Annotated in this window: 23 protein-coding genes; 12 read left to right on the plus strand and 11 right to left on the minus strand. The window is 43.1% G+C overall.

Annotated elements, in window-relative coordinates; genetic code table 11:
• Window positions 1–175 precede the first annotated feature (175 nt).
• On the minus strand, window positions 176–1,576 hold the full coding sequence (locus tag BVH04_RS00240; RefSeq protein ID WP_086539332.1) for an alpha/beta hydrolase family protein: 1,401 nt from the start codon (window positions 1,574–1,576) through the stop codon (window positions 176–178).
• Between the two features lie 192 nt (window positions 1,577–1,768).
• Here BVH04_RS00240 and BVH04_RS00245 point away from each other — a divergent pair, with 192 nt between their 5' ends.
• Together BVH04_RS00245 and BVH04_RS00250 are read left to right on the plus strand one after the other, a co-directional pair.
• Window positions 1,769–3,373: a solute:sodium symporter family transporter gene (locus tag BVH04_RS00245; RefSeq protein WP_086539333.1), complete on the plus strand. Its 1,605-nt coding sequence runs from the start codon at window positions 1,769–1,771 to the stop codon at window positions 3,371–3,373.
• A gap of 4 nt (window positions 3,374–3,377) precedes the next feature.
• Window positions 3,378–4,196 (plus strand): inositol oxygenase family protein, encoded by an 819-nt coding sequence (locus tag BVH04_RS00250; RefSeq protein ID WP_086539334.1) that lies wholly within the window; start codon window positions 3,378–3,380, stop codon window positions 4,194–4,196.
• A gap of 3 nt (window positions 4,197–4,199) precedes the next feature.
• Here the strand turns inward: BVH04_RS00250 and BVH04_RS25330 are convergent, their stop codons facing one another.
• Window positions 4,200–4,364 carry a hypothetical protein gene (locus tag BVH04_RS25330; RefSeq protein ID WP_169714330.1) on the minus strand — a complete coding sequence of 55 codons (165 nt, stop codon included), beginning with the start codon at window positions 4,362–4,364 and terminating at the stop codon, window positions 4,200–4,202.
• A 353-nt stretch (window positions 4,365–4,717) separates the two neighbouring features.
• Here BVH04_RS25330 and BVH04_RS00255 point away from each other — a divergent pair, with 353 nt between their 5' ends.
• Window positions 4,718–5,860, plus strand: coding sequence for an acyl-CoA dehydrogenase family protein (locus BVH04_RS00255; protein WP_086539497.1), 1,143 nt, complete (start codon window positions 4,718–4,720; stop codon window positions 5,858–5,860).
• A gap of 132 nt (window positions 5,861–5,992) precedes the next feature.
• Here the strand turns inward: BVH04_RS00255 and BVH04_RS26520 are convergent, their stop codons facing one another.
• The 9 genes from BVH04_RS26520 to BVH04_RS00300 form a co-directional block, all read right to left on the minus strand.
• On the minus strand, window positions 5,993–6,304 hold the full coding sequence (locus BVH04_RS26520) for a type II toxin-antitoxin system RelE/ParE family toxin (RefSeq protein WP_116116423.1): 312 nt from the start codon (window positions 6,302–6,304) through the stop codon (window positions 5,993–5,995).
• A gap of 318 nt (window positions 6,305–6,622) precedes the next feature.
• Window positions 6,623–7,357: an MIP/aquaporin family protein gene (locus tag BVH04_RS00265; RefSeq protein ID WP_086539336.1), complete on the minus strand. Its 735-nt coding sequence runs from the start codon at window positions 7,355–7,357 to the stop codon at window positions 6,623–6,625.
• Window positions 7,354–8,856 (minus strand): glycerol kinase GlpK, encoded by a 1,503-nt coding sequence (gene glpK / locus BVH04_RS00270; protein ID WP_086539337.1) that lies wholly within the window; start codon window positions 8,854–8,856, stop codon window positions 7,354–7,356. Before glpK ends, BVH04_RS00265 begins: the two co-directional genes overlap by 4 nt.
• Window positions 8,853–10,427, minus strand: a complete 1,575-nt coding sequence (locus tag BVH04_RS00275) for a glycerol-3-phosphate dehydrogenase/oxidase (RefSeq protein ID WP_086539338.1) — start codon at window positions 10,425–10,427, stop codon at window positions 8,853–8,855. The genes glpK and BVH04_RS00275 overlap by 4 nt, the downstream gene beginning before the upstream one ends.
• 85 nt (window positions 10,428–10,512) lie before the next feature.
• A complete protein-coding gene (locus BVH04_RS00280) occupies window positions 10,513–11,010 on the minus strand; it encodes a phosphoglycerate mutase family protein (protein ID WP_086539339.1) in 498 nt (165 codons plus the stop codon).
• 349 nt (window positions 11,011–11,359) lie between these two features.
• Window positions 11,360–12,094, minus strand: a complete 735-nt coding sequence (locus BVH04_RS00285; RefSeq protein WP_086539340.1) for an RluA family pseudouridine synthase — start codon at window positions 12,092–12,094, stop codon at window positions 11,360–11,362.
• Between the two features lie 182 nt (window positions 12,095–12,276).
• A complete protein-coding gene (locus tag BVH04_RS00290; RefSeq protein WP_086539341.1) occupies window positions 12,277–12,864 on the minus strand; it encodes an anthranilate synthase component II in 588 nt (195 codons plus the stop codon).
• Window positions 12,848–13,393 (minus strand): CvpA family protein, encoded by a 546-nt coding sequence (locus BVH04_RS00295; RefSeq protein ID WP_086539342.1) that lies wholly within the window; start codon window positions 13,391–13,393, stop codon window positions 12,848–12,850. Before BVH04_RS00295 ends, BVH04_RS00290 begins: the two co-directional genes overlap by 17 nt.
• Before the next feature lies 1 nt (window position 13,394).
• Window positions 13,395–13,847, minus strand: a complete 453-nt coding sequence (locus tag BVH04_RS00300) for a GatB/YqeY domain-containing protein (RefSeq protein WP_086539343.1) — start codon at window positions 13,845–13,847, stop codon at window positions 13,395–13,397.
• A 61-nt stretch (window positions 13,848–13,908) separates the two neighbouring features.
• On the opposite strand from BVH04_RS00300, the gene BVH04_RS00305 reads away from it, so the two are divergent.
• From BVH04_RS00305 to BVH04_RS00345, 9 genes are all read left to right on the plus strand, one after another.
• Window positions 13,909–14,625: a pyridoxine 5'-phosphate synthase gene (locus BVH04_RS00305; protein WP_086539344.1), complete on the plus strand. Its 717-nt coding sequence runs from the start codon at window positions 13,909–13,911 to the stop codon at window positions 14,623–14,625.
• Window positions 14,626–14,723: 98 nt separating this feature from the next.
• Window positions 14,724–15,482 carry an alpha/beta fold hydrolase gene (locus BVH04_RS00310; RefSeq protein WP_086539345.1) on the plus strand — a complete coding sequence of 253 codons (759 nt, stop codon included), beginning with the start codon at window positions 14,724–14,726 and terminating at the stop codon, window positions 15,480–15,482.
• 36 nt (window positions 15,483–15,518) lie between these two features.
• Window positions 15,519–16,670 (plus strand): lycopene cyclase family protein, encoded by a 1,152-nt coding sequence (locus BVH04_RS00315; RefSeq protein ID WP_086539346.1) that lies wholly within the window; start codon window positions 15,519–15,521, stop codon window positions 16,668–16,670.
• 105 nt (window positions 16,671–16,775) lie between these two features.
• The gene (locus BVH04_RS00320; protein ID WP_086539347.1) at window positions 16,776–17,486 is read left to right on the plus strand and encodes an SAM-dependent methyltransferase; all 711 of its coding nucleotides are present in this window, start codon (window positions 16,776–16,778) and stop codon (window positions 17,484–17,486) included.
• Window positions 17,487–17,490: 4 nt separating this feature from the next.
• Window positions 17,491–18,561 carry a dipeptidase gene (locus BVH04_RS00325; RefSeq protein ID WP_086539348.1) on the plus strand — a complete coding sequence of 357 codons (1,071 nt, stop codon included), beginning with the start codon at window positions 17,491–17,493 and terminating at the stop codon, window positions 18,559–18,561.
• Window positions 18,562–19,149: 588 nt separating this feature from the next.
• Window positions 19,150–19,848, plus strand: a complete 699-nt coding sequence (locus BVH04_RS00330; RefSeq protein WP_086539349.1) for an orotidine 5'-phosphate decarboxylase / HUMPS family protein — start codon at window positions 19,150–19,152, stop codon at window positions 19,846–19,848.
• Between the two features lie 12 nt (window positions 19,849–19,860).
• Window positions 19,861–20,898: a zinc-binding dehydrogenase gene (locus BVH04_RS00335; protein ID WP_086539350.1), complete on the plus strand. Its 1,038-nt coding sequence runs from the start codon at window positions 19,861–19,863 to the stop codon at window positions 20,896–20,898.
• Window position 20,899: 1 nt separating this feature from the next.
• Window positions 20,900–21,697, plus strand: a complete 798-nt coding sequence (locus BVH04_RS00340) for an SDR family NAD(P)-dependent oxidoreductase (RefSeq protein WP_086539351.1) — start codon at window positions 20,900–20,902, stop codon at window positions 21,695–21,697.
• 163 nt (window positions 21,698–21,860) lie between these two features.
• On the plus strand, window positions 21,861–22,745 hold the full coding sequence (locus tag BVH04_RS00345) for a sugar phosphate isomerase/epimerase family protein (RefSeq protein WP_086539352.1): 885 nt from the start codon (window positions 21,861–21,863) through the stop codon (window positions 22,743–22,745).
• Window positions 22,746–22,796: the final 51 nt, after the last annotated feature.

Here is a 22,796-nt window from a genome sequence, read left to right on the forward strand (position 1 = left end):
TTCACTAATATCTCAAATATCCTCAAATTTTTAATTTCAGCAATTGTCGAATATAGCTTAATGAATAAAATTCAGCCATTTTATGTCACGTTTTGTAGTTCAGGATCTCTATAATAGTTTGTTTTGACTTTTACACTTTTGGCAAAACTGAGTTACTCATCAATTATCACTAGAATCACTTCACCCTCTCCTTAATCCACTCCAACACCACCTCCATCGCTTTCGGTGAGAATGTCTGCTCAATCTCGGAATATTCGCTTGGGGCACCAGTTTTAGCTTCCTGAAATAAGTGATTCAGTCCAGGCAATTCCATCGTGGTCACATTTGTATTTCCGCCTTTTGCTAGGGCTGCTTTGATAGCTTCCAAGTTCTCTTTCGGTGGTACTTGCAGATCTTTTTCTCCATTGATCGCTAATACAGGGCAACTTACTTTTTCCAAGGCAGGTGCAGGGTCATATTTGACGAAATATTGCATCCAAGGGCTGGTCATTTGTCCCACTTGAGCGGTAACAAACTCTTCCTCACTCATACCTCCAGGAATATTTCCCGCAGGGATATTCCGGAATACCTGAGTCATGTAATTCCTGATTTCTCCCTTCATCTCTTCCTCTCCCTGCTCTTTTAGGATAATTTCAAATGCCTTTTTGCTGATCAACTCATTTTCTGCCAATTGATTGGGGCTCATGCCAGCTGCCTCTCCGATAAGTGCCTGCTGCGCTAGAAGTAGCTTGTCTCCTCGGATTCCTGTACCCGCGAGCAATACGATAAAGTCAATATCATCGGAATTCCCAGCTACCATTGGCGCGATAAGACCACCTTCGCTATGTCCGATAAGGCCGATTTTGCTTTTGTCTATCTCTGGTCTTGATTGCAAATACTGCACTGCCGAAGCTACATCCGTAGCAAAATCCACGGAGGTGGCTGCGCCGAAATCCCCTGTGGAAGCCGCGGTACCGCGATCATCAAAGCGCAATACTGCAATGCCATTTTTGGTCAGGTAATCCGACAAGACCAGAAAGGGTTTATGTCCCATCAATTCCTCGTCGCGATTCTGTGGCCCGCTTCCTGAAATCAGCACTACAGCTGGAAACACCCCTGTTTGCTCAGGTAAAGTCAGCGTACCGGCAAGCAGTATTTCCGCTTGTTTATTTTCAAAAATCACATCTTCCGAACGATACGGAAAAGGTTTTGTAGGTTCCTGAGGTCTTTTGGAGACAGCTTTTTCAATTTCCTCTCTCGACAGATTCATCGGGAAAGATTGGCCAGCTTGATTGAAAACCCCGATGATTATATTGTCATCGCCCAAAGTTCCTTCGTATTTAATATTCGCATTGGTGATCGCGATTTTCAACGTGCCATTTTCGAAGCTTGTTGAAGTCGCAGGAATCCCAAATGCACCCTGATCCGGACTGTCCATTGTAGCACTAAAGCCACTTTCAGTTTGCTTCACATTAAATACCAATCGAAGTTCAATACCCTGAACTTTCAGGGCACCGTTCCATTTGCCAGTAACATCTTGAGCAAAGCTGAAAATTGAGAGTAGAAAACTGAGAAATACTAAAGAAATGGTCTTCATAACAAGAATTAGTTTGCTGGTAGCTATTGGAATTCAAAGTGAAAAATAAGAAAATTTTAGGAGTCTTTGTTCCCCTCGTCTTCATCTCTCAAAGAAGAATACTGCTGGGAGGAGAATCTTTTGTTGCCGCAGAAATTCTAATTTCCTATTTTCCCGAATACAATTTTGACAAACCCATTCAACTCAAAATAATTGCTTACACTTTTCAGTTTCTTAGCCTTCACAGGCTTTGTAGCAATCTACTCTACGTGGATGCTGCGCAAACAAAACCTTCAAACCCAAGACGGTTATTTCTTAGGCGGTAGAAGTCTGACCGGCGTAGTCATCGCTGGATCGATGCTGCTCACCAATATTTCTACCGAGCATCTCGTAGGAATGAATGGCTCAGCCTATAAAAATGGAGCGATCATCATTGCTTGGGAAGTCACTTCGGCCATCGCGCTGGTGATCGGTGCATTGTATTTTATTCCAAAATACCTGCGAATGGGGCTTACTACCATCCCTGAGTTCTTAGAAAAGAGGTTTGATAAAATGACCCAGGCGCTTATTTCCATGCTGCTGATCATCTCTTTTGTAGTGACGCTTTTGCCAATTGTGCTATACACCGGGGCAATCAATATTGAGTCAATTTTTGGGATTTCTGAGACGCTCGGAATTTCTCAATCAGAAGGAATTTGGCTTACCGTAGTGGTAGTTGGCGTGATCGGAGCAGTGTATGCTATTTTTGGAGGGCTGAAAATGGTCGTTTACACAGATACGATCAATGGTTTTGGACTGCTTATCGCAGGACTACTCGTTCCTATTTTTGCACTTTGGGATATCGGAGATGGAAATATCATCACAGGCCTCACGAAAGTATTTAATAACGCTCCCGAAAAATTCAACGTAATCAGTAAAGAGCCATCCATCGGGCCAGGATCAAGAGATTCCATTTTACCTTTCGAGGTGCTTTTCACCGGCTTGATCATCAATCAACTTTATTTCTGGACCATGCACCAATCCATCGTGCAGCGAGCCTTGGGAGCAGTGAGCTTGAAGGAAGCACAAAAGGGTTTGTTGTTTACAGGGATTTTGAAAATATTAATCCCGCTGGTGATCGTGCTTCCGGGGATTATTGGTTTCTATTATTTCGGCGATACGCTGTTCGATTCGCAAGACAGCGTCTATCCAGAGCTGGTCAAGCGTGTGCTTCCAACTTGGATGACAGGATTTTTTGTAGCCGTGATTATGGGAGCGATTTTGAGCACATTCAATAGTGCACTAAACAGCGCTGCTACTATTTTCAGCTTGGATATTTTCAAAGTCTATTTCAACAAAACTGCTAAAGAAGGTCAGCTGGTAAAGGTGGGGAAATGGACGTCTGCGATTCTAGCTTTGGCAGCAATTCTAGTGGCTCCATTTGTGGCCAATGCTCCAGCCGGTCTTTATCAACTTCTGCAGCAGCTGAACGGGATCTTCTTTATTCCGATGGCAACAGTGATTATTGCCGGATTCTTTTTCCCAAAAGTATCTGCAGCAGGAGCCAAAGCCGGATTGGTCTTCGGTCTTGGATTCTACATTTTAATGGATTTGATCATCCAAGTCAACATCCATTTTGTCCACATCTGGGGAATAGAATTTATCCTCAATCTGATCGTGATGCATCTGGTGTCAGCTCAATACCCAGTTAAAACTCCTTTTGTGATGGTTGACTCCGGTAAGCTGAATATTATCCCCTGGAAATATGCCACTACACTTGGATGGATTTTGATTGCAATCACAGTAATTATTTATGTAATTTTAGGCTCAATCGCTTAATACTATGGAGACTACAGAAAAGGAATTCAGAAACTACAATCACGTCGATATAAAGGCTGCTGTGCGTGAGCATTACAAGAAAATGCGCATGTATCAGACTTATGACTATGTCCAACAGATGAAGTCTAAGTACCTTAAGTTTGACAAGCCTATGAACCTTTGGGATGCGATGGAAAAGCTCAATGCACTGATTGATGTGAGTGATCCCGATCTTGATTTGCCAAATGTGCAGCATTTGATTCAGTCTGCGGAGGCTTTGCGACATGATAATCGTCCTGACTGGATGCAGTTGGTAGGTTTGATTCACGATCTGGGAAAAGTGATGTATTTATTTGGAAGCGATGAAGACGGTACGAGTCAAGCGGAGCAATGGGGATTAGTCGGTGATGTTTTTGTGGTTGGTTCAAAATTGCCTGACACCTGCGTCTATCCTGAGTTTAATGAGTTGAACCCAGACATGAAAGACCCGCGCTACAATACAGAAATGGGGATTTATGAAAGCGGCTGCGGTTTGGACAACTTGCAGCTAGCCTGGGGACACGATGAGTATTTTTATCAGGTATTGAAAAACCATCCAACAAACACCATCCCTGAAGCTGGAATGGTGATGGTGCGCTATCATTCTTTTTATCCTTGGCACAATGGCGGAAGTTATTCACAGTTTGAAGGCCCAGTAGATGCACAATACAAGGAATGGATTCTAGATTTCAACCAGTATGACTTATACACCAAGTCTCCGAAAATCTATGATTTGGATGATATGAAAGCATATTATCTGCCGATTGCCGAAAAGTATCTGGGTAAAGAACCAATTAATTGGTAACGTTCATTCTTCAGACTTCTTCTTCATAGCTTCCACCAGCAGCTTGATCAGGTCAAGCTGTTCTTGCGTTTTTTCCTTGATTTGGCAGAACCTTCCTACTTGATTGCTTAGCCCTTCATGTACCCTTATGATTTCTGTTTGAACCAAAACTTCTGTTTGTTTAGGCACACTTTTAATTATCACACTATTTTCTTTGAAATAAATATGTGGCTGAAATGCTTTTACCCCTTTTTACATTGAACCTATAAATTTCCTACAATTTCTTCTGCACGCTTACTCTTAGAGCCTAAACAATTGATTTGGCTGGAAATAAATCAAAAATCTTTCTCTCGAAAAATGTAATTAAAAGTGGGCAGAGATTATAAAGGAAGCTAGAATACTAAAATCATACACCAGAATACTTCTTTATTTGATCGAGAAAGAACTAAAATAAAAATATACTATGGATTTCTACGATTTGTTGAATCCAAACTATTTCTGAATCTTAGGGCTTATATAGAGGAATGAACCCAAATATCCATATGTTAAACTTTACACAAAATGAAAATCAACGAATGATCGCGCAGATGATTCGTGATTTTGGAGCCAAAGAAATTACACCCTTCCGCAAGGACTGGGATGATAGATCCCACTTCCCACTAGAACTTTTCAAAAAACTCGGCGAACTCGGTCTGATGGGAGTTTTGATCCCTACCGAATTCGGAGGATCAGGATTCGGTTATATGGAATACGTGACGGCGATTGTGGAGCTTTCTAAGCTTGATCCCTCTGTTGGACTTTCTATGGCGGCTCACAACTCCCTTTGTTCTGGCCACATTATGGCTTTTGGCTCTGAGGAGCAAAAGAAAAAATACCTACCCAAACTTGCTACCTGCGAATGGCTTGGCGCTTGGGGATTAACAGAGCCAAATACAGGTTCGGATGCTGGAAATATGCGAACTGTAGCCAAGAAAGAAGGAGATAGCTGGATCATCAACGGAGCAAAAAATTTCATCACGCATGGCGTATCTGGCGATGTTGCAGTAGTAATTGCAAGAACTGGTGAAATCGGTGATTCGCATGGAATGACCGCTTTTATTGTAGAGCGCGGCACTCCAGGTTTTAAAGGAGGAAGAAAAGAAGACAAGCTGGGCATGCGTGCTTCGGAAACTGCCGAGATGCTTTTCGACGATTGCATTATTCCAGATAGTCAAGTGCTGGGAAAAGTCGGTGATGGCTTTATCCAATCCATGAAAATCCTGGATGGCGGCAGAATTTCTATCGCTGCATTGGGACAAGGCATAGCAGAAGGAGCTTTGGAAGCATCTATTCAATACTCCAAGGAGCGACATCAATTCAATAAGCCGATCAGCTCATTCCAGGGTATTTCTTTCAAACTGGCTGATATGGCTACTCAGGTGGAGGCTTCGAGTTTGTTGATTTTTAAAGCTGCGGATTTGAAAAACCGTGGGGAAAAAGTGACTTTGGCTGGAGCTCAAGCAAAATATTTTTCTTCTGAAGTAGCTGTTTCCGTGTCCAATGAAGCGGTGCAGATTTTCGGAGGGTATGGGTTTACAAAAGACTATCCAGTGGAAAAATTCTACCGTGATTCTAAGTTGTGCACTATTGGAGAAGGCACTTCAGAAATCCAGAAAATGGTGATTGCCAGAGAGATTTTAAAGTAGAATTCTGCCCGTTGAACATCTAAAAATTAAAGCCTGAGATCTGTAAAGATTTCAGGCTTTTTTGTACTCAACATAACGTTTGGTGATCGTAATCACCAAAAGACGTATTTTTAGTGATTCCGATCACCAAACTTACCAGAATAGAATTTTATATAAGGGTTTCGATTTTGAACTTGAAGCAAGCTTTTGATAGAGATTTTCTGGGTTTTGACTATTGTCCCAAAGCAAAAGAATTCTTATTCCTTGATCGTTCTCTTTGTAATAAATTGATACAGTTTTGTGAACAAATGCTTTCCTGAATTCTGTGTGAAATACTTTTTCTCCTGGTCTTGGATTTAAACTGATCAGACTAACTTTTTCATCCAATAAATTAAGAAAATCATTAATGATCGTTTCATTCCAAGCTTTTCCCAAAAATTCTACGCAATCATTCAACGATTGAATAGCTTCATCCGACTATATAACTGGAGCGGGGCTCATTTTCGATTTAGCAATTCTCTTACTGAAGTGTGAGGAGTCAAAGCTGTTGATTCACTGGATAACTTAAGAATCTTCAACAAGCCCTGATCCTCTTTCGAAAGCGTCTTTGATTTCAATTCATTAATGCTCTGCAGTAGCTCTTCATCCTCCAACTCCGTGATTCATTGAATCAATTCAATTTTCTTCTGCTCGATATTCATGTCGATAATTCTTAAAATGCCCTTTCTAATTTACTGATTTTCCAGTCAAACGTAAAACTCCAATTCCACGACTCAAAGTTCCTTATGATCCTGCCACCAAGAACAGGCCCGCCGCTAAAGCCGCACCAACGCATGGACCTAAAATCGGAACCCAAGCATAGCTCCAATCCGAGCTTCCTTTGTCCTTAATTGGCAGAATAGAATGCATCAGCCTTGGGCCGAAATCCCGGGCTGGGTTGATGGCATAGCCTGTGGTTCCTCCCAATGACAGCCCAATTACCCATACCAAAAAAGCCACTGGAATCGCTCCTAAAGAACCCATACCAATAGGTGTATTGCTGGTATCTCCGATTTCGACTCCATCGTTGTACAAAATCACTAAGATTAATACAAATGTCCCTACCACTTCCGAGAAGAAGTTCAAAGGTAAATTTCGAATGGCTGGTGATGTCCCAAATGGACCTGCTTTTGTGCCAGCATCATCTGAAGCATCATAGTGATCTTTATAAACTAACCAGGCTATGCCTACACCGATCATAGCACCCAGCACCTGAGCAATGATGTAACCAGGCGCCAACGCCCATTCGAATTGTCCTGTCAATGCCAAGCCAACAGTCACCGCAGGATTCAGATGCGCTCCACTATACGGGCCAGCGACCACTACACCTACAAAAACTGCCAAAGCCCAAGCTGTACTGATTTCCATTATACCTCCACCATTTCCTTTGGTTTTTGGTAATAGCATATTGGCGACAACTCCAGAGCCCAACAATAACAATAGGCCTGTTCCAATTAATTCTGCAAGGTATGCATTCATAGTTCTACCCAGTTTTTAGAGCGTTCTACCGCTTTATGCCAAAAATGTATCAATTTCTCCTGTTCAGACTTTTCCATTTGTGGGACAAAGCTTTTGTCCGCATTCCATAGCGAGTTAATTTCTTCCTGATCCTTCCAAAATCCAACTGCCAGACCCGCTAGAAATGCCGCACCAATTGCAGTAGTTTCAATAATCTCCGGTCGCTTGATTTCGCAATCCAATAGATCTGCCTGAAACTGCATCAAGAAGCTGTTAGCTGTTGCTCCACCATCCACTCGAAGCTCTTTTGTGGTCTTGCTGCTGTCTTTTTCCATCGCTTTTAGGACGTCGTACACTTGGTAAGCTATAGCTTCCAAAGCTGCTCTGGCCATGTGCGCTTTAGTTGTTCCACGAGTGATTCCAAAAAAAGCACCACGGGCATCTTGATCCCAATGTGGAGCGCCCAAGCCAGAAAGTGCCGGCACAAAATATACTCCGTCATTATTCTCTAAGCTTTCGGCTAAGTGCTCACTTTCTCGGGCATGGTCAAAAAGCTCTAATCCATCTCTCAGCCATTGAATCGCAGCTCCACCGATAAAGACGGAGCCTTCCAATGCATAATTGATTTCATCTCCAATCTTCCAGGCTATAGTAGTGAGCAGTTTATTTTCGGATCGCACTGCCTCTTTGCCCGTATTCATGACTAAAAAGCAACCCGTGCCATACGTAGTTTTCGCCATTCCAGGCTTGGTACATAGCTGCCCAAAAAGTGCTGCCTGCTGATCTCCCGCGATGCCAGCAATTGGGATTTTTACTCTCAAAACGTCCCCTGCCGTCTCACAATATACCTCACTGCATGACTTAACTTCTGGTAATAGCGATGTAGGAATCTCAAACAAATCCAACAATTCCTGATCCCATTCCAGCGAGTGAATATTGAAAAGCATGGTACGACTAGCATTCGTGACATCCGTGATGTGGGTCTTACCAGAAGTAAGGTTCCAAATCAACCAAGAATCCACCGTCCCAAATGCAAGCTCTCCAGCTTCAGCTCTTTTTCTTGCGCCATCTACATTATCGAGAATCCATTTGATCTTGGTGGCAGAAAAGTAAGCGTCTATGATCAGACCTGTCTTAGAAACTACCATTTCTGCATGCCCCTTTTCTTTCAGTTCATTGCAGTAGCCGGCAGTTCGGCGATCTTGCCAGACAATGGCATTGTAGATGGCCTTGCCTGTGTTTCTGTCCCATACGATCGTAGTTTCCCGCTGATTCGTGATGCCTATAGCCGCAACCTGATCAGCTTTGATTTTTTTATTGACTAGCGATTCGATCATCACAGAAGACTGTGAAGTCCAGATTTCTTCAGGATCATGCTCTACCCAGCCTGCCTTGGGGAAATGTTGCTTAAAATCCTTCTGGGCGATGGAAACTATCTTGCCCTTTTTATCAAAAAGAATAGCTCTAGAACTGGTCGTACCTTGATCTAGAGCCATGATGTACTGCTTATTTTGGTTCATTTTGGGTTATTTTTAATCAAATATTTCGAAGCTATTTTGTTGAAGTCAGCCAATTCCGATGCTATCCATACTTCATCTTTTCCCATTTCCTGAGCCATCAACTTAGCTACTTTTGGCGCAGTGTCAATGGCCGCTTGGGCATCTAGAAAAAGCATCCGGATTCTCCTCGCCAGCGTATCTTCTACTTTCATCGCCATCTCCTCTCTTACCGCCCAGATTACTTCGGCTTCTATATTGGGAAAGTCCGGATGCAACTTAGCCTCCCAGGCTTTGTTCTCCTTTGTTAAATCTTGGATAGGTTTGGCATCAAAACCATAAATCCCCCAATGTCCCTCAGGGATACGGGAAGTAGAACCATGGATTTTCATATCCAGTGATTTACTTTCCTTCAGCTTTTCACCGGTGACTTTGGAGAAATATTCTACCGTATCTTCTCCCATTTTTCGGAAGGTAGTCCACTTGCCTCCAGTTAAAGTAACTAGGCCGCTTTCTGACAAAATCACCTTATGGGAGCGAGAAATTTCTTTGGTTTTAGTGCTTCCTTCTTTGGGTCTGGCTAGAGGCCTCAGACCTGCGTAAACGGATCTCACATCCGCTCTTGTGGGCTTTTTAGCCAAATACCCGGAGGCAGTCTCCAATACAAAATCTATCTCCTTCTGAAGTGCTTCTGGTTCTAATTTTGGTTTTTCACGAAGTGTATCAGTTGTGCCTACTACCAGCTTACCGTGCCACGGAACTGCAAAAAGCACTCTTCCATCTCTGGTTTTTGGGATCATCAATGCGTCATTCCCACCCAAAAAGTCAAGATCCAATACCAAATGAATTCCCTGACTCGGCTGAATCATTCTTGCAGCCTCCGGATTATCCATTTGCAGGATTTTATCTGCAAATACCCCTGTGGCATTCACCACCATTTTGGCATTCACTTCATATTTTTTGCTGGAGAGCTTATCCGAAACCTGCAATCCTGTGATTTTACCGGATTCGTTTTTCACCAAATTATTCACACTCACATAATTCAATACGCAGGTGCCGGCTTCATCTGCTGACTGAGCGATATTCAGCGCAAGTCTAGCATCGTCAAACTGTCCGTCATGATAGACGACGCCACCGTAGAGTCCTTGAGATTTCAGACCCGGCATTCGTTTGAGGGTTTCTTCTTTTGAGATAAATTCAGACTTACCCAGGCTCAATCGACCAGCCATCCAATCGTAAAGTTTCAGTCCAACGCTATACATCAATCGATCTTTCCAGGTGTAAATGGGGATAATAAAAGGCTGATCATGCGCGAGATGCGGAGCATTTTGCAGTAATTTCCCCCTCTCTTTAAGCGCCTCGAATACTAACCCCACGTCTCCTTGTGCAAGATATCTCACGCCTCCATGGAGAAGTTTGGTGCTGCGACTGGATGTGCCTTTGGCAAAATCAGCTTTTTCAAAAAGGACAACTGAAAGGCCTCTGGATATCGCATCTAAAGCTACTCCGAGGCCTGATGATCCACCGCCAATGACGGCGATATCCCATATTTTAGTTGTGTCTTGTAATTGATTAAGGTTTTCTTGACGATTCATAGTGATTAAAATACATTTTTAAGGTAGGGAAAAAATTGGGAAAGAGTAAAATGAATCGGCTGAGAATCTATTATCCAGTTAGAAATTAATAATCCTTATACGTTTTTCTCACCACAGAGGAAGTACCCTCCTTCTCTAAAGTAACCACATAGATGTAATTGTATTCTGAATCCTCGAGATCCCCATATTTCTCTCCATCCCCCACAAAATAATTGGCAACCTGCCCCACTGTGTTGCTATGGCCGACGATCAAGATATTTCCTTCCAAATCTCGAAGCAGCTCCACAAGTGCATCATGATTTTTGGGATCGTAAGTTTCGATTTCCACACCAGCTTCATTTGCGGTGGAAGTTGCGGTCAACCGGGTTCTCTTATAGACAGTGCTAAAAATATGGGTAATCTCTTTATCAGCTAAGATTTGCGCCAGCTTCTGTGCTCTGACATTTCCCGCGACAGAAAGTTCAGGATCATCACCTGTCAGTTGCTTTTCGGCATGACGGACGATGTAGATGGTTTTCGGTTTTTGCTCGCTTGAGCATGCTGCAAACAATGATGCAATCAAAAAGAGTATGATGTATTTCATGTTCAAAAGTTAACCAATTCTATAAATGATTTAAACGATTGTCTGCAAGGAAGCCGGTAGATATATTTTTTACATCAATAGACCGAAGACGGGTGACCCGCACCGTCGGGCAGACCGGACTGGCGAATTCGCTAGTTCCGATAGCTCGGAATGACCAAATCCTATGATACTTTATATTTCCTACATGCAGAAAAGCAGATGTGCAGAAATTCCTTTACATGAAAGTTTGAAGCTGACACACTACTCACAAAAATTCTGCGCCTTCTCTGCGTAACTCTCTGTGATCTTAGCGGTTAAAAACCCCATAAAAAAACCTTCGAGATTAATGAAATCCCAAAGGTTAAATTCTTTACCCGCTAAACGAATTATCCAAATGCTGGTCCTTTGTCTTTATGCTTTCGAATTCAAGGAATTGCTCCCAGAATTCCTCCTCTGGTACAGCGGCTCTTAAGTATAGCTTTTCCTTTTTGATCGGATGTACAAATATCAAATTGAAAGCATGCAGGTTGATGCTTGCGTCTGGATTTGGTTTTGCGAAACCGTACTTGATATCCCCACGGATCGGGCAACCCATAGATGCCAATTGCACACGAATCTGATGCGGACGACCCGAAACTGGACGCACTTCAATCAGCCAATGGTCGTTCATAAAGCCTAGCGTCTTATAATTCAACTCAGCCTTCTGTGAACCTGGTACTTCCTTATCATGAGCAGTCACTACATTTTTCTGCTCATCCTTTACCAAATAATGTGTCAATTTGCCAGTTTCTTCTCTTGGCTTTCTTTTCACCAAAGCCCAATAAACTTTATGAATCTCTCGCTTGCGGAAAAGCTCCATCATACGCTCCAGTCCTTTGGATGTACGGGCAAAAGCAACCAATCCACTTACCGGGCGATCCAGTCTGTGAATCGGGTGTAAAAATACAGCGCCAGGTTTATCGTACTTCTTGGCAATGTACTCTTTGAGGTAATCGGTCAAGGTCTTGTCCCCAGTCTTATCTCCCTGCACCAATATGCCTGCAGCTTTATTTACTATCAACAGGTGGTTGTCCTCATAGACAACTGTGAATGGCTTCTTTTTCATAATCAGTGGCAAAGGTAAGAATTTCGGAGGAGTTGAATAATTGATTTTTCAAGAGCTTCGCAAAAGACGTGAACTATAATTCTATCAGTCACTAGAGGAAGTATCCGATTCTGATGATAAACCAATTATAAAGGTAATAGCTAAACCTGATAGGTTTTGGTTAAGACAACTATCGTAAACTATCAGATTCTATATTGATGGCTATCAACATTTCTTCCTACCACCCATCCCTTCACCAGCTCCAAACCAAACTGTGTCAAGTATGCTTCTGGGTGGTATTGGATGCCTAGAATCGGGAGATCTCGGTGTACGATTCCCATTACCTCTCCAGATTCCGTCTCCAAAATCACTTCGAGTTCCTCTGGCAAATCTTCTAATTGCAAAGAATGATATCGAGTTACCTGAAAATTATTAGGTAATGATGCCGTCAATGCATGTGGACTTACCTTTCTTACTGTATGCACTTTTCCGTGAGTAGGCACCACATTCTTTTTCAGCTTTGCTCCAAAAAATTCACCGATAGCCTGATGTCCCAGACAAACTCCCAGCACAGGAACTTTATCATGATAGTATGCCAAAATCTCCATTAAATTCCCTGCTTGAGAGGGTATTCCTGGCCCAGGGGATAAGACCAACCCATCAAATTTCAGCTTCTTGATTTCCTCCAGCGAGACAACATTGCGAAGCACCAATAACTCTTCGCCCGTCTGTCTCAGCAAATCAGCCAGCATGTGACTGAAAGAATCAAAATTATCAATCAGTAGTAGCATCTTTGATTTTCTCCACTACCTCATCCAACTTCTGCAGGCTTTCTTCCATACTGGGTAATATTGGCTCTACCACAGCTACAATTCCCGGAGCTATAGGCTCAATGAAATAAAGCATGTCAGAGTCAGCCGTCCATTTTTTAGGTATTTCCAATTTGAATAAACTGGAGAGCCAGAAAAATAGACTGATGAAGAATGCGGCTTTCACTACTCCAAAAATTGCTCCCACCGTAGCATCCAATGGCCCTAAGAGTACCATGTCCATAAGCTGTTTCAGGATCCACCCCACAGTTCTGATTATAATCATGGTAAGAATAAAAATAACTATAAAGCCAAAAATCGGGAATCCCAGATTGAATTCTGTGATATTTTCGGCCAGCCAGTCATTCATTGGCGACATAAAATAAATTCCTAAAATTACTGCAATCACAAAACCAAAAAGGCCAAGAACCCCAAGAAGAAATCCTTTTCGAAATCCTTCAAAGGCTCCTAGGCCCAAAATGACCACTATGATAATATCTATTATGCTCAACTTAGCTGCTCAGTATAGCTTTCACTTTCTCAGATATCACTTTCCCATCAGCCTTGCCAGCTAATTGCTTGCTAGCGACTCCCATTACTTTACCCATGTCTTTTGGGCTGGAAGCTCCAGTCTGAGCGATAATTTCTTTGATAGCAGCCGTGATTTCCTCATCAGTCATTGCTTTTGGAAGGAACTCCTGCAGCACTTGCAGCTCCGCCATTTCCACTTCATATAAATCCGGTCGAGATTGCTGCTCATAAATATCAGCAGAATCCTTTCGCTGCTTAGCCGCTTTGGTCAAAAGTTTCAATTCATCTTCTTCGGTGATCTCAGCTTTCGCACCGCTTTTAGTTTCTTCCAATAGAATCAGCGATTTGATAGATCTCAAAGCCCCCAAACGGATTTTGTCTCTGGCTATCATTGCTGATTTAATTTCACTTTCTACTTTCTGCTTTAAACTCATTAGTCCTAAGTTTGTGTTACACTTCTAAAATTCAAACAAAAATACCTTTTTAGACTCGGATATGACCAAGCTAAGCGTAAATATTAACAAGATCGCCACCCTTCGCAATGCCCGCGGAGCTGACAATCCAAATGTAGTGAAAGTCGCACTGGATGCAGAACGGTTTGGATCACAGGGGATTACAGTACATCCACGTCCAGATGAACGTCACATTCGCTATCAGGATGTAATGGATCTGGCGAAAGTAGTCACGACCGAATTCAACATTGAGGGTTATCCAGACCGCAGGTTTATGGAGATGGTCCGCTTGGTGAAACCTGCCCAAGCAACCCTCGTTCCTGATCCACCGACTGCGATTACTTCAAATAATGGCTGGGATACTATTTCAAATCAAGGTATGTTGAAAGATATTGTAGCTGAACTTCATGAGTCTGGTGTGCGCGTTTCGATTTTCATCAATCCAGAGATCAAATACTTTGAGCCAGCAAAACTCACGGGCACTGATCGTGTGGAGCTTTACACCGAACCCTATGCTTCCAATTATCACATAGACCGGGATGCGGCCGTCAAGCCTTATGTAGAAGTTGCAGAAATTGCAAGAGAACTTGGTCTAGGTTTGAATGCTGGACACGATCTAGACTTACACAATTTGGCATTTCTGAAGCAAAGCATTCCCTACTTGGATGAGGTTTCCATCGGTCATGCATTAGTTTGTGATGCGCTATATTATGGCTTGGAAAACACAATTCAGATGTATAGAAGGAAGCTGGAGCTGTAAGACGGGAGACGGAAGAAAATAAAATAGTAAGAGAACAGAAATGAAGGTAAGAGGTCTAAAGGGTCTCGTAAATCCCAAATCGTAACTCGTAATTCAAAATGAAATTAAACTTCAAAAAACTAGGGGCTGGAAAGCCATTAATCATACTTCACGGGCTTTTTGGATCGGCTGACAATTGGTTTAGCATCTCAAAAGAGCTTAAGGACAGCTTTACGCTTTACTTAGTTGATCTTCGAAATCACGGAGATTCTCCTCAGTCCGACGAGTGGAATTACGAGGTCATGGTGGAAGATCTGAAAGAGTTGATGGATGACGAAGGATTGGAAAAAGCTTTCCTCATGGGACATTCCATGGGTGGGAAAACTGCGATGAATTTCGCATTGAAATATCCTGAGAGAGTAGAAAAACTTATCGTAGCCGATATTGCGCCTCGCTATTATGCCGTGCATCACCAGAGTATTTTGGATGGACTGGAGTCACTGGATCTCAACGAAATTCAATCCAGAAAAGAAGCCGATGAAGAGTTGGCTAAGTACATTCCAGAGATCGGAGTTCGTCAGTTTCTGCTAAAAAGTTTAGGTAGAGATGCAGACGGGTTTAGGTGGAAAATCAATCTCCCTGTTATTACTAAAAATATCAATGAAGTCGGCAAGGCTTTGCCTGATGGTAAAAGTTTCTCTGGGCCCACTCTTTTCATGGCTGGATCAAATTCCAGTTACATACAGCAATCCGATTTGGACGATATTGCTTCGTTTTTCCCAAACCATGAAGTGGAATTCATCGCAGATGCTGGCCACTGGCTACATGCTGAGCAACCAGATGCGGTCGTGGAGGAAATTAGAAGGTTTCTTCGCTAATTCTCGTAATATTTCAAAACACTGAAATCAAATTCTATGACCAATTCCTTTGACTATATCATCGCCGGGTCGGGTTTGGCAGGCCTGAGTCTTCTTCATCGATTGGTCCAAGACGATCAATTTGACACTAAAAAGATTCTAGTGATCGATGGGGAACAAAAGACCAAGAATGATCGGACTTGGTGTTTTTGGGAAAAAGGAGAAGGCATCTTTGAGCCGGTGGTTCATCACAGCTGGAGTACACTTAGCTTTTTTACTCCTGAGTTTACAAAAACTTTTCTGATGAAATCCTATCGCTACAAGATGATCTTGGGCGATGATTTTTATCGCTATGTCCTGAATGGAGCTACCAAAAGCAAAAACCTAACCTTCCATACTGGCAACATTCAAAGCATCTATACTGAGGGAAAACGCGGAGTGGTACAGACCGACTCAGGTACTTTTGATGCAGAATACGTGTTCAACTCTACCAATCTTTTCAATCCTGACATTACCACTGACAATACCTTGCTTCAGCATTTTCTAGGTTGGAAAATTAAGGTGAAGAAGCCGGCCTTCAACCCAAAAGAAGCCACCTTGATGGACTTCACTTTGGATCAAAAGCACGGCACTACATTTATGTATATGCTTCCCACCACTCCGCAGGAGGCGCTGGTAGAATACACTCTTTTCAGTGAAAAGGTATTGGAGCGGGAGGAATACGAAGCTGCACTCAATAAGTATATTCGGGAAGATTTGGGGATCATGGAATACGAAATCACCCATGAGGAATTTGGGATCATTCCCATGTCTTTGGCTCGTTTTGAGCGGAGTATCGGAGCGGAAAAGCGAATCATCAATCTGGGCACAGCCGGAGGATTTACCAAAGCGAGCACTGGATACACGTTTTATTTTGTCCAAAAGCATTTGGACAATCTCCTAGCCAGCCTCAAGCAAGGGAAATCTCCTGCTCTCACGAAGACTTTTCAGGATCGAAAGTATGATTGGTATGATCGCACTTTGCTTGATGTCTTACTAAATAAAAAAATAGGCGGTCGGGAGATTTTTGCACAATTATTCAAAAATCTCCCTCCTGAGTCTGTCCTCGCCTTTCTGGCAAATGAAAGTACCGCTTGGGAAGAATTCAGGATCAGACACAATGTGCCGCTGACTGCATTTATCGGTTCGGGGATGAAGCAGCTGTATTAATATCTGTATACAGAGCCCCTAATTAGAAGTTTAGGGTTTCTGCGGATAAGTCAAAGTTTTTGACCATTAACTTTTAACTTTGACCTTCATTTTCATTACTTAAAAATGCCCAAAGGAAAACTCTTCCTCATTCCGAATATACTGGCGGAAAATACGCAAGACGCCGTCATTTCGCCTCAGGTGAAAGAAGTAATCACGAACACCAAAGTGTATCTGGTAGAAAATATGCGCACTGCCCGTCGCTACATCAGTAGCCTAAAACTCGGTGTAAATCTAGATCATGTCCACATGGAAATTCTGGACAAAGGCACTTCGCCCGAATTCATCAACCGACTCATGCAACCACTGATCAATGGCGCGGATATAGGAATTATCTCGGAAGCGGGATGTCCCGGCATCGCTGATCCAGGCGCATTGGCAGTGGAGCATGCGCATAAAAAAGGCATTCAAGTCGTGCCTCTTTCGGGGCCAAGTTCCATGTTTATGGCATTGATGGGATCTGGATTCTCAGGACAGTCATTCGCTTTTCACGGCTATTTGCCCATTGACAAAAAAGAAAAAACTGCTGCTATTAAGAAGCTTGAGGCAGAGTCACTTCGCGAAAAAAGAGCACAGATTTTCATGGAAACTCCTTTCCGAAACAATCAATTGCTGGAGGATTTACTGCGAGTACTTTCTCCCCAGACCAAACTTTGCATCGCAAAAAATATTACTGGTTCAGACGAAATGATCCTAACCAAAACAGCACAAGAATGGAAAGATATTCCTCTTGATCTGCATAAAATCCCTACTGTATTCGTACTTCAAAGCTTTTAAATCCATGTTTACAATCGACGCCCACCTTGATCTGAGTATGAATGCGCTGGAATGGAATCGTGATCTTACACTTTCCGTTGCAGAGATTAATGCCAGAGAAAAAGGACTAACTGATAAGCCAGACCGAGGCAATGCGGTGGTTTCTCTACAAGCACTTCGGGAAGGAAATGTAGGTTTGGTCGTCGCTACGCAAATTGCCCGTTTTGTCGCGCCGGGCAATTCACTTCCAGGCTGGAATTCTCCAGAGCAAGCTTGGGCGCAAACCCAAGGTCAGCTAGCTTGGTATCAGGCTATAGTGCAAAAGAGCGAAATGGCTCAAATCAGTAACCTTTCTGAATTGGATGCACATCTTACACTTTGGGAAAATGGAGAGGACAATTCCAGTAAACCTGTGGGTTTCATTCTTTCTCTCGAAGGTGCAGATTCTATTGTGACTGTAGATTATTTAGAAAAAGCCTATGAAAATGGACTTAGAGCACTTGGTCCCGCACATTACGGTCCTGGACGATATGCTCATGGAACTGATGCTTCTGCTCCTCTTAATGCTCAAGGGAAAGCACTACTTCGCAAAATGGATGAATTGGGAATTATTCTGGATGCAACCCATTTATGCGATTTGGCTTTTTGGGAAGCGCTGGAGATTTACAGTGGCCCAGTTTGGGCAAGTCACACTAATTGCCGTGCATTAGTAGATCACAACCGCCAGTTTTCGGATGAGATGATCAAAGCATTGATCGATCGCGGGGCGGTAATAGGTGGAGCAATGGACGCCTGGATGCTAAGTCCAGGATGGCAAAGAGGAAAATCAACTCCACGAGAAAGAAATGTGACGCTAAACACCGTGATAGATCACATGGAGCATATTTGCCAGATTGCCGGCAATGCTAATCACATAGGAATCGGATCGGATTTGGATGGTGCATTCGGCACTGAGCAATGCCCGGCTGATCTTAACACCATTGCCGATCTGAATACTATTCCAGAGTTACTCCGAAAAAGAGGCTTCACAGAAAAAGACATCACCAAAGTAATGCATAGCAACTGGCTGAAATTTCTCAGAAAAGCTTGGTCTTAAATTTTTACGATATCATCTTTCAAGCCCTTGACTATCTCAGTTCAGGGCTTTTTTATGATTTCACTTAACGCAAAGTCGCCGAGATCACAGAGAAAATCGCAAAGATTAAATTAGGTTTTTTAGCAAATCGGGAATTTGGTTCTTGATTTCCAGACAACCTTTTAGCGCATTTCTGCGGCAAAAAAACTTTTCGTCCATTGCGACTTTGCGGTGAAAAGTTTCATTACTATTTTTCCATTTACTGATACTCGTTAGCTATTTCGGATTTTTTTGAAATTATATTTTCTGTATGTACGCTGTTATGCCAGTAAGCGAATTCTCTTTGGTCAATGGTTTGGAAAACCGATGACCGAAGACCGGAGTGAACCAGAATTCAATGTGTCTTTGGATTATCGATCCTATAAATTTTCTACTGGCAAGATTCCGTATAATCACATTATATTTTTATTATTTCCCAGAATAAAACACTCCATTCATACTGAAGCAGGAAAGTATGTTTTCCAATTTTCCCTATCTTAAAAATCCTTAGTACATGCCGATAGCTATCGGGACTGTTTTTCATTCCTAATACTTTTAACCCAACCCAAAATGAAACCTATAGTACAAATCTCTTTAGATCTGACTGACATCGATGAAGCCCTGGAAACAGCCGCCTTGGCAATGCGCGCTGGAGTAGATTGGCTGGAAGCTGGCACTCCGCTTATTCTCGCAGAGGGACTTCACGGAGTTCGAAAACTCAGAGAAGCCTTCCCGGGAATTCCCATCGTAGCCGATCTCAAAACCATGGATGGTGGCTACCTTGAAGCAGAAATGATGGCAAAAGCCGGCGCAACGCATGTCGTAGTGATGGCAAGAGCTCATGCCGAAACCATTAAATGCGTGGTGCAGGCAGGAAAAGATTATGGTGTAAAAGTCATGGGGGACAATCTGGGTTGTCCAGATATGGTCGAGGGTGCGAGATTTTTAGAGGATTTAGGATGCGACTTTGTGATCCATCATATCGGTTACGATGAGCGAAGAGGAATTGCAGCGGCAGGCCATCGAATGCCAAGTCCGCTTGATCAGCTTCGAGAAGTGGTGAATGCCGTGAAAGTGCCCGTTCAAGCTGTGGGCGGACTTACCCTGGAACAAGCTATCCAATGTCCGCAATTCGGAGCACCTCTCGTAGTACTCGGAGCACCACTGACTATTGACGCAGATGCCTTCAAAACTGCCGACGGCGACCTTGAAGCCTCTTTGAGGAAGATTTGCGCAGCCATCCATTCTCAAACAGTCATCAAACCTTAAATCCAAACCTTCATGTCAATTACAGGTAAATCAGCAGCAGTAGTTAATTTTTCAGAAGCCAAAGGCTCCGTAGAAATCCGAGAAATCTCCATTCCGGAAATCGGAGAAGAGGACATTCTATTAGAGGTAGAAAATGTAGGTGTTTGTGGAAGTGATCTTCACCAATGGACTTCAGATCATAGTTGGCCTGTAAATTATCCTGTCGTTTTGGGTCACGAGTTTGGAGGAAGAATCGCTGTGGTTGGAGATCGAGTGACTGGTTGGAAAGTGGGCGATCGGGTGGTGAGCGAAACCGCTGCGGTCATCAATCCTCAAAACCCCATGAGCAAAGTTGGCTTGTACAATCTTGATCCCACCAGAAAAGGCTTCGGCTACGGAGTAAATGGCGCCATGACGAGATTCGTGAGAGTTCCTGCCAGATGCTTGCATCGCGTGCCTGATGGACTTTCTTTTGAGGAGGCCTGTCTCACCGAGCCCTGCTCAGTTGCCTACAACGCCGTTGCAGTCAACTCTCACATCAAACCTGGCGATCGTGTCATTGTAATTGGCCCAGGAACAATCGGGATTTTATGTGCAGCAGTAGCGAAAATTTGTGGCGGAGATGTGGCAATTCTAGGTTTGGAAAAAGACCGAGGAAGAATGGAGATCGCGAAAAGTTATGGAGTTACTCCTATCGTCAACGATGCTTCGGAATGGGCTAGAAAAACAGATGGCTTGGGAGCTGACTTAATTATCGATGCAGCAGGAATTAGTGATACGCTAAAAATCGCCATGGACCTCGTACGTCCAAATGGACAGATCACCAAAGTAGGCTGGGGTCCAACTCCATGTAACTTTTCTCTAGATTCATTGGTCCAAAAAAATGTAAGACTTCAGGGAAGTTTCAGTCACAACTGGCCGATTTGGGAAAAAGTCATAGGCTTGCTTTCCAGTGGAACTTTAGATGTGAAACCCATCATCGGAGGCGTTTGGCCTATTACCGAGTGGCGTGAGGCTTTTGAGAAAATGCACAGTGGGGAAGTCGTGAAAAGTGTACTAAAACCTGTTTGACATGCGGCTTTTAGACAAAATCATTATCGTCACAGGCAGTACGATGGGGATCGGCAAATCCATTGCTAAAAAAGCAGTATCGGAAGGTGCAAAAGTGATCATACATGGCTTGGAAGAAGAATTGGGAACTCAGGTTGTTTCTGAAATCGGTGAAGAAAATGCAAGGCTTCATATAGAAGACATCTCCAATGAGGGAGCAGCACAGCGATTAGTGGACTTAGCGATCAAACAATGGGGGCGTCTGGATGCAATTGTGAACAATGCCGCGCTGGTAGTTCCCTCGAATATTTCAACAACCGACAAAGCATTTCTGAATCGAGTTCTTGAAGTAAATACTATTGCTCCATTTCAGCTTATTCAGGCCGCACTTCCTTTTTTGACTGAAAGTCGTGGAGCAGTCTTGAATATTGGTTCGGTAAATGCGTGGAGCGGAGAACCTAATTTATTGGCTTACAGTATTTCCAAAGGAGCTCTAATGACTATGACACGAAATCTGGGTGACACCTTAATAAGAGAAAATGGCGTACGCGTCAATCAGATCAATCCGGGCTGGGTGCTCACTGAGAAGGAAATCGAGCGAAAGAGAGCGCATGGTTTGGCGGACTCTTGGTACGAAGATTTGCCTGCACTTTATGCTCCTGCGGGGAGAATTCTTTGGCCTGAGGAAATCGCAGCAGCTGCCATTTATTGGCTTTCGGACGAAAGCGGCCCGATTAGCGGTCAGGTTATGGATTTGGAGCAATATCCGATGATAGGCAGAAATGCTCCCAAAGACACGAGTACAATTGCGAACAAGTAAGGGACAATAATTATTCTAAATGATGCAAGGGGACTTATTTCTTACGCTTTGCCGGACGGAAGACGGAAGACAGAAGTGTCTAAATTATAGCGTTCAGCTTTGTTATAAGATTTAGATCTATATAGAATTTAAGAAGTATTTCTCACTCAATTTTAAAATACAAATGCCAAAAATAGCCGCCTTCCCCAAAGCATTTATGCAAGCCCTTTGCAAGGATGGAAGTATGAAAATTTCCGAATGGATAGAACTTGCATCCGGATTGGAGATTGATGGATTGGAGTGGTACGCCGGGTTTCTGGAAATGGAAAAAGAGTCCAACTGGCGAACATACCGAAGAATGGTCGAGGACAAAGGCATGGTCATTCCTATGATGTGCTGTTCGCCTGATTTCACGCATCCAGATAAGGCTTTTCGGGAAAAAGAAATTCAAAAGCAGCGCCGATGGATAGAGATGACGGACGAACTTGGCGGGAAATATTGTCGGGTTCTTTCTGGCCAATATCGTCCAGAACTCTCCGTCGATGAAGGGATTAAATTTGCCTCAGAGTCCATTCAAGCCTGTTTGCCTTATGCCAAATCCCTAGGAATTACCTTGATTTTGGAGAATCATTACAAAGATGATTTTTGGGAATATCCAGAATTTGCGCAGAAAAGAGAACTTTTCACCAAGCTTGTCAATAGCATAAAGCACCCTAATTTCGGAGTGAACTACGATCCAAGCAATGCTTTTTTGGCAGGTGAAGACCCTTTGGATTTATTGTATGAAGTGTCTGAGCGTGTAGTCACGATGCATGCCAGTGACCGGTTTTTGAAGTATGGTACCATTGATGATTTGAGAAAAGAGGAGGGTGGTGCCAAAGGCTATGCAGCGCGACTTAGCCATGGTGAAGTGGGAAAAGGAATGAATGACTACGATGCGATTTTCACCGAACTCAAGCGGGTAGGATTTGACAATTGGATCAGCATAGAAGATGGAGTCGATGGCATGGATCAGTTGGCGCGATCTGTGGCATTTTTGAAAAAGAAAATCTCTCAATATTGGCGTTAGTGATTTACGATTTCAGATATACGGTTTACGACATTGCGAACAACCTTTGAG

The sequence above is a fragment of the Algoriphagus antarcticus genome, from assembly GCF_002150685.1.
Lineage (GTDB): Bacteria > Bacteroidota > Bacteroidia > Cytophagales > Cyclobacteriaceae > Algoriphagus > Algoriphagus antarcticus.